Source organism: Bacillus cereus group sp. N31 (genome assembly GCF_016483245.1).
Taxonomy (GTDB): Bacteria; Bacillota; Bacilli; order Bacillales; family Bacillaceae_G; genus Bacillus_A; species Bacillus_A toyonensis.
The window spans coordinates 35,395-48,340 of the sequence record NZ_JAEHCH010000019.1 but is presented as its reverse complement, the minus strand read 5'-3'; the positions used below and the strand labels follow the sequence as shown (position 1 = coordinate 48,340).

The following is a 12,946-nucleotide window of genomic DNA, read 5'->3' as shown; positions in this document are numbered from 1 at the left end:
ATTAAATATATTATAATAAACATTCTATCGGAGGGACAGACTTTGAAATCACCTATTTTTTCATATTTCATCTTATTTTTCGGTGTATTCGCCTTATCAACTTCAGCAATTTTTGTGAAATTGGCAGATGCTCCTGCGGCAATTATTGCTTTTTATCGATTATTATTTGCTACAGTAATTCTGTTACCATTATTACTATTTAATAAAAGGAATCGAAACGAACTAAAAACATTATCGAAAAAACAATGGGGATTCGGATTTCTATCCGGGCTATTTTTAGCTGCACATTATGTACTATGGTTTGAATCCTTACGATATACTTCCGTAGCAAGTTCTACAGTTATCGTAACGTTACAACCTTTATTTTCAATGATTGGTGGTTACTTTTTATTTAAAGAGAGATTTACGAAAGGAGCGGTTATCGGTTGCTTCATTGCCATTTCAGGAAGTAGCATCATCGGTTGGCAAGATTTCCAAATTAGTGGCGACGCTTTATACGGAGATATTTTAGCATTTATGGCGGCCGGCATTATTACAGCTTACTTTTTCATTAGTCAACACATTCGTAAAGATTTATCTCTTATACCATATTCGGTAATTAGTTATGGAAGTAGCGCATGTTTTCTCGGTATATTTGCTTATATACAGCAACAATCTTTCATTCATTACGCTACACAAACTTGGTTGTCCTTTATTGGACTAGCTTTCATTGCAACGATTTTAGGACAAACGATATTCAATTGGTTATTAAAATGGATGAGCGCTACTGTTATTTCAATGAGTATTTTAGGTGAAACAATTGGTACTTGTGTTCTAGCATATTTTATTTTGAGTGAAACCATTACTTTACAACAAGCACTTGGAATTTCAATTATTTTCATTGGATTAACATTATTTTTATTACAACCGAAACTAGCGAATCGCAAATGACAATTAAAAAGCATGACATTGATTTGTCATGCTTTTACATATTAATTATGTACAATTAAACCATCAGGTCTAAAACGACTCATCATAATTTCATTTATAAACTTTCCGTGAGCCTTTAAATTCCCTACCTTTACCCCTTCTACTACAAACCCAAATTTTCCATATAGATCTTTTGCTTTCGGATTCGTTTCTAATACACCAAGTTCAACTCTTTCTAACATTAACCAATTATCAGCTAAATCAAGCATTTTTGTAAGAAGTGCTTTGCCAATACCTTTATTATGATATTCACTGTCTACCCCAATAAATAAATCGCCTGAATGAGATCTTCGTCCCGGACTTTGTGTTAAGCCAATAAACCCTACTACTTCCCCGTCATACTCTGCAACAAATTCAAATTGATTTGGTGCTAAGTTTCGAATTCTATTTTCCATAGCGTCTACACGCATGCTAGGTAAGAAAACCATATAAGGTAAAACCTCATCCTGTATACATATACGATGAATTGCTCTAGCATCTTGTATTTCTACTGCTCGTATGTTGATTTCCATATTCCTCCCCCTCCATATAAATAGCATTATATTTATCATTCTAGAAACCTATATTAAATCATTCCCGACCTGTATTTCTTTATGTTATTTTTACATAATTATTTCGGTATAACACTTAATTTCCAAACTTCTTATCCTAACAACCGAAATGCTTTAAATTTTCACCTTATTATATAACTCAAGCAAATTCTCTATTGGAATACCGTTTATCTTCATACCAGTTACATCACAATTTACTATTTCAATATTTTTCAGGTTACTATTATGTATTGTACTACCCTCCAAATCACAGTTTTCAAATGAAAGAGGTTCCTTCTCATCTCCAAGACTTGTATTTTTGAATTGCACTCCACCTAATGTCACCAAATTAAATGTACTACTAGAAAGATTTAAATCTGCATATGAAGAGCTTCTAAAGTTTATATTCCTAAACTTTGATTGACTTACATTACAATTACTCATATTCAAATGCATTATATTACTACCAACAAATGCACTATTTTTTAAATTTACTTGATAATATTCTGTATGAACCAAATTACAGTTTTCGTATTGACCATTTTTCATATCTTTATTTTTAATTAAGTTCTCTTCACCTGCACCTACATTTTTTCTTTTTACATAGCAATACTCATCTTCAGATTTAAAAATGATTTCATAGCCCATTTTTTTATAAAAATGATGATTATTAACTTGTCTACTAGATGTTTCAAGATCCCAAATCCTTATGTTCGGAAATTTTTCTTCTATTAACTTAATAATCCTTGATCCAATTCCTTTTCCTTGAAGAAAAGGCTCTACAAAAATACGATCGATTCTTCCGTACGATTTACCAGAGATCGTAACTATAATTCCCCCGATTATTTTTTCATCCATTATCACTTTGTAAGAATCCAATTCTTCAATTGAATATGTCATCATTTCAACTGAAGAATATCCTGGTGGTTGAATGTTATAATCAATTACATCATCTTGGCCGCATAACCACCGCTTCGCTTCTTCGTCAAATGTTCTTTTCATTATTTCTGTTAACTTTTCAGCATCTAAAATTGTAGCTTTTTCTATAGATATTATTGTCATTTTTGTTTTCCCCTTCATCGTTACAATCTCATAACTTTTGCGATCTATATAGTTAGAAAATAAAGAGAATTAAAATCAATCACTCTCTTTACTATTAAACTACAAATCAACCTATATTTTCCACTGTTACTTAGTATGAATGAATAAAAAGAAGAGAATACGTAATATACACATGTTCTCTTCTTTTTATTTTACGCTTATTCATTTTTAATTTTATATAATTAAAAATTAGATATTACTTAAAGCCACTCGTTACATGTATTAACTAGTTCCTGTAAATCCTCTATAAAACGACTCGCATGATATCCATCACAAACCGCATGATGTACTTGCAATGAAAAAGGTAGCATTACCTTGCTTCCATCATTGAAATATTTTCCGCAAGTTATAATTGGTAATAGAAAATCACCATCATTATTAATATTTAAATTAAATCCTGTAAAACTAGTCCAAGGTATCCCAGAAATCGGATAAACATTTGGCGGAATATTTTCTTTCGGGAAGAGACCATGAACATTAGCAAAACATTTCATATCCTCTTCATAGTTTTTATAGAAAATGTGGAAATCACTAGAATAATCCGTCCATATACTTGAAAAAGATTTATCATCTTTATGAAAGATTGTATAACTAGGTATCATTTCCTCCCAATACCCTAAAACTCCTTCATCATTAAAACATGTCCGAAATTCTTTATGATTATTTATCATTCTAGAAATTATATAAATAAAAGTCGGATAAAATTTTATTTCCTTTTGATGTATTTTCTCTAGCATCATCGTAATATCAACATTCGCTGTCATACTAAACGAACACTTTAATTTTAAATAATGTTCAAAATACTGCTCTCTATTCCAATTTTCTCTGTCAATTACATGAAACTTCATTTCATTTGCCTCCTAAAATTTCATTTTTATTTTAGAAGGCTAATTTCCTTGTTTTCACCACACTTGTTCACTCCTTATAGTTTACATTTATACTCACGTTTTTATTTAATTATATAACATTTGCAAAAATCCATTCACATATTTCTTGCAATCCATCCACATACTATTAATAATGTGAAACTTTAATCAGTGGCGGGCAGTTGATCCCCCACCTAACCTTCTTTGTTTTTGCCGAATTTTGAGGTGGAGGTCTTACTGCCCGTTAATGCGGGATAAATCAAATGACGTTTGGAGGATTCAAACATGCATGATAAAAATGAAAATAAAAAAGTAAATGTTATCGAAAACACTACATCTATTCACAATAATAATACTGCAAATCTAACTAGCGAAGAACAAGCAATGAACGGCTTATACGGAATGCCCGAAACAACCATTGAAGATGCTGATCACGCTGTAACTGATGATTTGACTCCAAAAAATTAATGAACTACATAGAAAAAAGCCAAGGAAAATATCCTCGGCTTTTTTAACTATGCATCCACTTTTTGTATTTCTTCACTCTTTTTTGAAAGTTTTCCTGGCCAAAAAGCAAAGCGACCTAAAACAACTGTAATTGCCGGTACAAGTAACGGTCTTACAATAAACGTATCAAGTAAAACTCCAATTGCCGTCACAATACCAAATTGAACTAAAACTTGAATTGGTAACGTACCTAACACCGCAAAAGTTCCTGCTAAAATTAAACCTGCGGATGTAATGACACTTCCTGTTTGTATAACACCATTTTTTACTGCATCCAAGTGATTTTGTGTCTTTCTGTTTTTCCATATTTCTGAAACCATAAAGATATTATAATCTTCACCTAAAGCAACTAAAAATACGAATGCGTATAGCGGTATCGCCCCTTGTATTGCCGGCGCTCCCATACCAAAGTGAAGTAATATCCATCCTGCTCCTAATGCAGAGAAGAATGATAAAACAACTGTTACTATTAAATAAATCATCGCTACAATTGATCGTAAGTAGACAAGTAATAGTAAAGCTATAATACTAATCATTACTGGAATAATAACTGCTTCATCACGTTCCGTAATTTGTTTTGTGTCATATAGTGACGCTGTTTCTCCACCAATCCACAATTGATCTTCAACATCATTAATCCCCGCATCTTTTAATACTTTTTCTACACTATTTTTCAATTTTGGGATTTGATCTAGCGCTTCAATAGCGTACGGATTTTCCGCTAAAGAAACTTCATACATTTGTATTTGTTTATTTTCTTTTCCCTCTTTTGGCTCTTTCACTGTATTTACAAAAGAAAATTTCTCTATCTCTTGTTTAATAGGAAGCTCTTTTCCTTTCGTATTAACAACAACTTTTACTGGCGCTAGTTCTCCAGCTGAAAAATGATCACTAATTAACGTAAACCCTTCACGTGAAGGCATATCCTTCGGAAACGATTCTAAAAGGTCATATGTGTATTGAATACGTGGTACGAATGAAGCTAATCCACCTAATACAAACACAGTTAGCATAATTATTGTCCACGGTCTTCGTACTACAATATCTCCAATTTTATTACTAAAGGAGCCTTTTGATTTTTTAACTTTTATTACTTTCTGTTTCTTTCTTGCAAATTCCTCATTCATCGCAGTTGTTCTTGGTATAAACGGGAAGAATGCAGCTCTGCCGAAAATTAATAAAAATGCAGGAAGAATTGTTAAAGCAGCAACCCCCATTATGAATACAGCAACACTAAATGGTACTGCAAATCGATGAAAGGCGCCGTAATGAGCAAGTAATAATGTTCCTAATCCAAGTACGACAGTTAATGCACTCATTATAATTGCCCCGCCAGATGCTTTAATCGCAAGTTGCAGCGCTTTATATTTACTTTCTTCTTCTAACAAGTACTCTCTATATCTTGAAATTAAAAATAGACAATAGTCTGTACCCGCGCCAAACAATAATACGGTCATGATTGATATCGCTTGGGCATCTACTTTAATCCACCCATGATCAGCTAAAAAACCAAGTGTAGGACTAATAATACCGTATGCAAAGCCAACAACAAGTAAAGGTAAAATTGCTAAAATTGGTGAACGGTAAAGTAAAATTAATAAAACCAATACTAATAGTACAGTAGCGACTAATAATTTCACATCAGCTTGACTAAATAAACTAACCGCATCTGTTTGAATACCTACAGGGCCAGATAATCGAACATGTAAACCAGAGTCCGTTATTTTTTGTTTAAATGGATCAACATCCACCTTACTATTCACCAGTTTTCTTACATCTTCAAGATTTCCTTTTAATATATCCGTACCAGCTGATTTATTAAAGAATATCGGTGTGACAAATGATGTACCATCTTTTGATGCACTTTTTGATAATACTTGCTCTGGAATTGTATCAAATGGTGGTAACATTGATTGTTCTTTTAAAGGGCTAGCTTTTAACTCTTTATAAACGTCCTGTATAAGTTTATAGTCTTTTGACTGTAATCCACCATCTCTATGCCATACTACTAACAACGGATTTCCTGCATTATTAGGAAACTCTTTTTTCATAAGTTCTTCCGCTTGCTGTGACATAGCTGTTTCAGGTAAATTTTTCGGATTCGGTTCTTTCGTACTATTTACTTGTGGCAACGTAAATGAAAGTACTAATGTAATAAGGATCCAAACCGATAAAGTTATCCATTGCGTATTCTTCCCTGCTACAATCCTCCCTAACATATGTAACGGGTGCTTTTTCATAAAAACCCACCTTCCTTTTTTCCTCCAATATTAATTATATATATACTGGTCAGTTAATTAATCAAGAAAGATTAAAAATTATGTTATAATTATCTCAATAATAAATGTCAGGAGCGAATGTATTTGGAACAAAAACAACGTCCTCTCGGAAGACCTCGTCAAAATAAAAATACAAAATCTACAAAAGAAATAATTTTAGAAGTTGCAACTCGATTATTTCTTACTCAAAATTATCAAGTCGTTTCCATGGATGAGGTCGCGAAAGAATGCGGTGTTACGAAAGCAACCGTCTACTATTACTATTCTACAAAAGCTGATTTATTTACCGCTACTATGATTCAAATGATGATACGTATAAGAGAGAATATGGATCAAATACTTTCCACGAATAAAACTTTGGAAGAAAGGTTGTTAGACTTCGCTACAGTATACTTACACGCAACGATAGATATTGACATGAAGAACTTTATGAAAGATGCAAAACACTCTTTATCTGAAGAGCAGTTGAAAGAATTAAAAAATGCCGAAGATAACATGTATGAAGTGTTGGAAAAAGCACTTCATAACGCGATGCAACTTGGAGAAATAAGTAAAGGCAATCCTAAATTTGCTGCCCATGCTTTCGTATCTTTATTATCAATTGGGAATTTTAAGGATGAAAATCACAATCCTATTCTTGCAAATATAGATGAGTTAGCACAAGAAATCGTTTCTTTTTATTGGAACGGGTTAGGTCATTCGTATTAAATAGATTCCCTTTAATAAAAGAGCATATTTGAATTTTTCTCAAACATGCTCTTTTATCAATTACGTGTTTTATTTATATACTTACAATTAGATTATTCTTTAGCACAAATTCAAAATTTTCATTTACAAATTTTGAATTTGTGCATTTATATTCCCTTTACTTAATCCCCCATGGTAACAAACTACGGATTCAATATCTAGATTTAAATACTTCTTCAAAGACTGTTGTGCTTCCTGAACATCCAAAGTAGTTGGAGCATGAATTCCTCCTAACATTCCATTTACACTATACATTGAATCCCCAGCGATAAGAGTTTTACTTTGTTTCAAATATAAACTAATATGACCCGGCGTGTGTCCTGGCGTATGGAGAATTAGTATGCCACCGCAATACGGAAGTTCTTGTCCATCAATCACAGTATCACTCACTTTTCCTTTTGGTGGATTCTCCACATTTCCACCTTTCAATAAAGGTAAATCTCCTTCAATATATGGCTTATCTAGCTCGTGCGCATAAACTTTAATATTACTTCCACAGTTCTGCAACAACTTTGGAAGACTACCTATATGATCTATATCCTGATGCGTTAAAATCACGGCTTTTAATTTATCAAACGATACGCCAACTCTCTCCATCTCTACTTGTATATCTTCAATTTGTTCAGGGAAGCCAGTATCTATTAATACTGCCATTTCATCATCCCATAAAAGAATTGGGTGAATAATAAATCCTTGAAATTCAAGTTGTAACATTTCTACTCCTTTAGCAATCTCCATACAGCAATTCTCCTTTATACTGAAGTTTGAAAATATGTACGAGTAAACTGAAAATATAAAGCGCCGCTATCTTTTAATATGTTTTGTCATCCCAACAGAGAATACCTCAAACCCTATAGATTTATAGTAAGATTGCAATTTTTCCACACACATAAGTTGGGGAATAACTTTGTTTTGTTCACAGTGCTGGATTAATCGTTCCACTATTTCTTTTCCAATACCAATGGACTGATATTTTGGCAATACACATACACCGCAAATAACCCCCGTTGTTACACCATCGGATATAACACGCCCCATGCCAATTAATTGTTGCTCCTTAAAAGCATATATCACATACCAACTTTGTTTACACATTTGTTCCAATTCATTAACCGTTAATTTTAGAGAATTCCATCCTAAAGATTCATATAAAGCTAATAATTCATTAAAATTTGTTGGATGTTCAATTGTATAGCTTATTTTAGTTTTCATAAACGCCTCCCTATTCTCCTATTTATTTATACTCTCTTTTACATTACTCTATTAAAAATTTTAGATCCTCACCAACTTAACTTGAACAAACTTCAATAAGAAAATTAGAATTCCTTCTCAACATAAAATATAAAGAAGTTACCTCACCTGAGATAACTTCTTTTATATAAATCTATCACTATATTATCACCCAAAAATTATGCAGCTGCATACGATAAGAACGAACAAAACTAATAAACCATTTGAGAAATAACCCATAGAATACTACCCCTTTATTTCATTATGTAAAAGATTTTATCATAAAATTATTTACAACATAATAACTGAAAAAGACATTACATTCATTAGTTACGTATATTTAGTAATATTTTAATTTTAGCCATATTCGCCTTTTCTAAAATCAATTCTCCTCCTCCTCTGCTTTAGTCCACATAATCTCAAAATAACAAATTAGTAAATGTTAATTTACTATAATAAGTTTAAACATTTGATTTATAGCTAAATTAGTAATAAAATAATGACTAAATCCAAAAAGGAAGCGAAAATAATGTCCCATAAAGAATTATTAAACGAATACATGAATTTATCATTAAATATGTCAGGTACTTTCAAATTACTATCAGAAAAATCCTCTGAATTTACACATTTAGAACAACACGTAGTGGAGTATATCGCCCAGCAAAAAGTACCTGTAAATTCAAAGATGATTGCTAATTATTTAAACATTCCTAAGCAACAATTAAGTGTAACTGTACGTAATTTAAAACTAAACGGCTATATTGTAAAAAAACAAGATACGGTAGACAAAAGAGCTGTATTAATTTCTTTGACAGAAAAGGCTGAAAAGGTACATTATGAGAGATGGAAACAAATTTATAAAAATTTCACAGTAAACCTCGAAAAGTTATCTGAAGAAGATAGGCGGGATTTAACTTACGGACTATATAAAACAAATACAATGCTCTCAAAAATGTTACATAACGACTAACTATATTGTTTTATTATGCAACGGAGGATGTTTCATGGTTAAAGAGTTAGATTTACAATCAGTACAAGGTACGATGCTTATTCCCCTATGGGGACGAGCATATGGCAGTGAGAAAAATAAGGATATTTTAGATGATACAGAGGCTATTCGAATAATTAAAGAATGCGATTTTGACTTCTCGACAATAGCAAATACATTTGGCGAATACGGATGTATCACATACATTACTCGTGCACGAAAAATTGATGATACGATAAAACAATTTATAGCAAAACACCCGAACGCCACTATAGTAAATATCGGTTCAGGACTAGATACTACTTTTTCAAGAATTGATAACGGTACAATACATTGGTATAACCTTGATTTACCCGATGCAATCTCTTTTCGCAAGACTTTGATTGAAGATACACCGAGGAATATTAGCATCGCTAAATCATTTTTTGGTACTTCTTGGTTTGACGATATAAGATATGATCCAAACGACGGTATTCTTTTTATATCAGCAGGTGTATTTTATTACTTTAAAGAAGAAAATTTAAAAGAGATCATAGTTGCTATGTCAAAACGTTTTCCTGGAGGAGAGCTATATTTTGATGCTGAATCAAAATTCGCACTCAACCTTTCGAATGCAACTGTAAAAAAATCTGGCAATAACGGCGCGATGATGTTTTTTTATGTAAACAATCCAAAATCAATAGAAAAATGGTCTTCAAACATAAAAATATTAAGCTGCTCCCCTTTATTTAAAGGTATACCTACAAATAAAGATTGGGATGGTAGTACACGTATTATGATGCGAATTGTAAACGTAATAAAGATGTTGAAGTTTGTTCATTTGCGGTTTGAAAAATAATAAATAAAGAAGGCCGCAATACATTTATATTTAGGTCATACATGTTAAATTTAATAAAAAGGCAGGAACATATTTGATATGTTCCTGCCTTTTTATTATGGAGTACCGATACATAGTCATCTAGCTATGAAAAGCAACTACCCCAAAATGAGAAATTTGGCATCTTAACACCCCCTCAAGTGGCTTCTGTATATAATACATTTTAAATTTAATTTTTCTTGATAAATCAAAGATTTCCTGGTATACTCTTAAAATTATTTATGCACGAATAAAATCTCTTCGTAAACGTCCAATTGCACTAAAATATACAAAAATTGAGAAATATGAAAAAGACACTCTTATGAGTGCCCTTCTTAGCAACTAAGTCCGCTGCAGCTTTTACCATAACCCATATGAATTTCGCCTGTAAGAGGGAATTTTAAATTCATATTTAATTATTAAAATAAACCGCACCAAAGTTTTCATTAAATCTTTTACACCAAACAGAAACCGAACCATATTCACTTACATCTATCCCTTCAGGAATTTCGTAGTTTTGGTCTCCTTTATTTCCCTTTAATTTTCCTAATTCAATATACTGATAGTTTTTTACGTCTTCATTATTTTTCAAACGATTTGTAGGAACTAATACAACTCGTACATCTGGCCCATTTGATGTTGCAAAATTAGAAAGTCGTAAAACACGTTTTCCATCCGCTAATTGGTGAATTTTTGCCGTTCCAGTTGTTTCATGGACACCGTTTTGAAACTGACCTTCCCTTATTACTCGATCACTTTGTTTCCTTACTTCAGTTGATTGTATCTCTGCTTGTGGCAATGATTCATTTACGTGCTTATCAATAAATAATTTCTCTGGTCGGAACAATGACCATAAAATCCCCAATACAATTATTAAACCACCTATAAGCCATACATATTTTCTTTTCATAAAGTAAAAAACCTCCTGTAACATACTGTGTAGTAGTATGTTAACAAGAAGGTATTTCATTTTTCTAACGTAAATGTTACAAAAGTCTTTCAGCCATCTTATTTTTTTACTGATGTGATGGGAAGAGTGAACCAAAATTCACTTCCCTGCTTACCATCTGCGCGATTCCTTACACCAATTTCCCCTTTGTGCATTTCAATTAATGATTTTGCAATAGCTAATCCAAGTCCGGAACCTCCAGATTGTGAACTTCTTGATCGATCTGTTCTAAAAAAACGTTCAAATACACGTAATTGATCATTTGGAGAAATTCCCATTCCTTCATCCCGCATAGTGAATTGGACCTGTTGAGTTGATTTATTTTCCACTACAGTCAATTCAATTGTTCCAGAGATAGGAGAATATCGAATTGCATTATGTAATAAATTACCTATGACTCTTTCAATTTTACAAGGCATAATCAAAAGTCGAGGTAATGTATCAGGGACATCCAATTGCACATGGATTTGTTTGTCTCCTAATAAGACAGAATGTGACTCTAATACATCTAATAGAACTTTATCTAAATGTGTGAAACTTGGGTGAAAATCTACTTGCTCAAACTCTAACTTTGAAAGATCAAATAAGTCGTTAATTAATCCATTTAATCTTTCTATTTCTTTTAAAACCGTTGCCAAGTATTGCTTTTTTATTTCAGGATCTTCAATCAGGTTATCTTGTAATGCTTCTATCATCATTTGCATGCTCGCCATAGGTGTTCGTAAGTCGTGTGAGATATTGGTAATTAGCTCCTTACGAGAGTTTTCCTGTTCCTCTAACTTAGTAAACCCTTCTTCTAATTTTTTTGCCATCTGTTGAAAAGCTGTTGCCAATTCTTTAAACTCACGTGGTTCTTGCCCAATTATATACATCGTTTCAAAGTGTCTATCACTAAATTGTTTCGTCAATTTTATTAAATTTTGTATAGATTTCATGATAGGACGTGTCATTAACCAATAAATAAACGTTGAAATAATGAATGCCACAAATGCAATTACTGTTAATAACCGCGTTTGTTCCGGTTCAAGTAACATTTTCGTCTCACTATACCATATAGCAATTACCATAATACTAGTACTTAATAGATTCATGAGTAACAATTGAATACGTAATCTCATGTTTCATTTCCTCCATTTGGCTCAAAGCGATATCCTATACCCCAAACCGTATGAATCCAGCGATTCTTTATCGTATGCTTTTCGAGCTTTTCACGTAAACGACTCACTAACACGGTAACTGTGTTTGATGCTCCTTCATGTCCAAAATCCCAAATTAATTCAAGAAGCTGCGAGCGAGAAAATACTTGTTTTGGATGCTTTGCCATGAGATAAAGTACCTCAAACTCTTTCACCGTTAACTCCACTTCCTTATCACAAACAAGTACATATCTTGTCTTTGGATATATTTTTAAATCTGGAAACTCTATCACTTCCAATAGAGATTCTTTCGCTTGTATTGGTACATGGCTTCCTCTTCTTAGTATAATTTGAACCCTTAATACTAATTCACGAGGGGAAAATGGCTTTGTTAAATAATCATCTGCCCCCATTGTTAAGCCTAAAATTCGATCCCTTTCCTCTCCCTTAGCAGTTAACATAATAATAGGGACATTTGACTGTTGACGAATTTCCTCGCATAATTCCCATCCATCTTTTTTTGGCATCATCAAATCTAATATAATTAAATCTGGTTGATGTGTAAGAAATAAATCCCAACCTTCTTTACCATTTACAGCGGTATAAACTTCATATTCTTCTCTTTCTAAATACCGTTTGCATACTTCTCGAATATTTTCTTCATCTTCTACGATTAAAATTCTTTTCTTCATATACTATCCTCACTTCTTTTTCACCAATAATGCAAAATTTATTGTTTCTATTATCCAATGAAAATTCAGAAAATAAATTTTGTAATACAGATAGTA

At 32.3% G+C, this 12,946-nt stretch carries 14 protein-coding genes; 5 read left to right on the top strand and 9 right to left on the bottom strand.

The annotated features are described in order from the left end of the window. The first annotated feature begins 42 nt into the window (after nucleotides 1-42). The gene (locus tag JDS81_RS20995) at nucleotides 43-930 is read left to right on the top strand and encodes a DMT family transporter (protein WP_097954978.1); all 888 of its coding nucleotides are present in this window, start codon (nucleotides 43-45) and stop codon (nucleotides 928-930) included. Between the two features lie 41 nt (nucleotides 931-971). On the opposite strand, the gene JDS81_RS20990 is transcribed toward JDS81_RS20995, so the two are convergent. The 3 genes from JDS81_RS20990 to catA form a co-directional block, all read right to left on the bottom strand. Further along, a complete protein-coding gene (locus JDS81_RS20990; RefSeq protein ID WP_097954979.1) occupies nucleotides 972-1,481 on the bottom strand; it encodes a GNAT family N-acetyltransferase in 510 nt (169 codons plus the stop codon). Nucleotides 1,482-1,634: 153 nt separating this feature from the next. Beyond that, nucleotides 1,635-2,579, bottom strand: coding sequence for a GNAT family N-acetyltransferase (locus JDS81_RS20985; RefSeq protein ID WP_141499412.1), 945 nt, complete (start codon nucleotides 2,577-2,579; stop codon nucleotides 1,635-1,637). Nucleotides 2,580-2,800: 221 nt separating this feature from the next. Next, on the bottom strand, nucleotides 2,801-3,448 hold the full coding sequence (gene catA / locus JDS81_RS20980; RefSeq protein WP_000668562.1) for a type A chloramphenicol O-acetyltransferase: 648 nt from the start codon (nucleotides 3,446-3,448) through the stop codon (nucleotides 2,801-2,803). Between the two features lie 303 nt (nucleotides 3,449-3,751). Here catA and JDS81_RS20975 point away from each other — a divergent pair, with 303 nt between their 5' ends. Beyond that, a complete protein-coding gene (locus tag JDS81_RS20975) occupies nucleotides 3,752-3,934 on the top strand; it encodes a DUF4021 domain-containing protein (RefSeq protein ID WP_097954982.1) in 183 nt (60 codons plus the stop codon). 47 nt (nucleotides 3,935-3,981) lie between these two features. Here the strand turns inward: JDS81_RS20975 and JDS81_RS20970 are convergent, their stop codons facing one another. After that, a complete protein-coding gene (locus tag JDS81_RS20970) occupies nucleotides 3,982-6,213 on the bottom strand; it encodes an MMPL family transporter (protein WP_097954984.1) in 2,232 nt (743 codons plus the stop codon). Between the two features lie 123 nt (nucleotides 6,214-6,336). Between JDS81_RS20970 and JDS81_RS20965 the strand changes: the two genes are divergently transcribed. Continuing rightward, on the top strand, nucleotides 6,337-6,960 hold the full coding sequence (locus JDS81_RS20965) for a TetR/AcrR family transcriptional regulator (protein WP_000436000.1): 624 nt from the start codon (nucleotides 6,337-6,339) through the stop codon (nucleotides 6,958-6,960). Between the two features lie 123 nt (nucleotides 6,961-7,083). Here JDS81_RS20965 and JDS81_RS20960 read toward each other — a convergent pair whose 3' ends face one another. Then, the gene (locus JDS81_RS20960; RefSeq protein WP_097954986.1) at nucleotides 7,084-7,737 is read right to left on the bottom strand and encodes an MBL fold metallo-hydrolase; all 654 of its coding nucleotides are present in this window, start codon (nucleotides 7,735-7,737) and stop codon (nucleotides 7,084-7,086) included. Nucleotides 7,738-7,803: 66 nt separating this feature from the next. Then, complete coding sequence (locus tag JDS81_RS20955; RefSeq protein ID WP_097954987.1) at nucleotides 7,804-8,211, bottom strand: GNAT family N-acetyltransferase; 408 nt, start codon at nucleotides 8,209-8,211, stop codon at nucleotides 7,804-7,806. Nucleotides 8,212-8,758: 547 nt separating this feature from the next. On the opposite strand from JDS81_RS20955, the gene JDS81_RS20950 reads away from it, so the two are divergent. Together JDS81_RS20950 and JDS81_RS20945 are read left to right on the top strand one after the other, a co-directional pair. Then, nucleotides 8,759-9,199 (top strand): MarR family winged helix-turn-helix transcriptional regulator, encoded by a 441-nt coding sequence (locus JDS81_RS20950; RefSeq protein ID WP_097954989.1) that lies wholly within the window; start codon nucleotides 8,759-8,761, stop codon nucleotides 9,197-9,199. 34 nt (nucleotides 9,200-9,233) lie between these two features. After that, nucleotides 9,234-10,055: a class I SAM-dependent methyltransferase gene (locus JDS81_RS20945; RefSeq protein ID WP_097954990.1), complete on the top strand. Its 822-nt coding sequence runs from the start codon at nucleotides 9,234-9,236 to the stop codon at nucleotides 10,053-10,055. Between the two features lie 430 nt (nucleotides 10,056-10,485). Here the strand turns inward: JDS81_RS20945 and JDS81_RS20940 are convergent, their stop codons facing one another. The 3 genes from JDS81_RS20940 to JDS81_RS20930 all read right to left on the bottom strand — a co-directional run bounded on the left by JDS81_RS20940 (nucleotide 10,486) and on the right by JDS81_RS20930 (nucleotide 12,850). Further along, nucleotides 10,486-10,983: a DM13 domain-containing protein gene (locus tag JDS81_RS20940; RefSeq protein WP_097954992.1), complete on the bottom strand. Its 498-nt coding sequence runs from the start codon at nucleotides 10,981-10,983 to the stop codon at nucleotides 10,486-10,488. A gap of 98 nt (nucleotides 10,984-11,081) precedes the next feature. Further along, nucleotides 11,082-12,140 carry a sensor histidine kinase gene (locus tag JDS81_RS20935; RefSeq protein ID WP_033660541.1) on the bottom strand — a complete coding sequence of 353 codons (1,059 nt, stop codon included), beginning with the start codon at nucleotides 12,138-12,140 and terminating at the stop codon, nucleotides 11,082-11,084. Beyond that, nucleotides 12,137-12,850, bottom strand: coding sequence for a response regulator transcription factor (locus JDS81_RS20930; RefSeq protein WP_000746049.1), 714 nt, complete (start codon nucleotides 12,848-12,850; stop codon nucleotides 12,137-12,139). The genes JDS81_RS20935 and JDS81_RS20930 overlap by 4 nt, the downstream gene beginning before the upstream one ends. Between the last annotated feature and the right edge of the window lie 96 nt (nucleotides 12,851-12,946).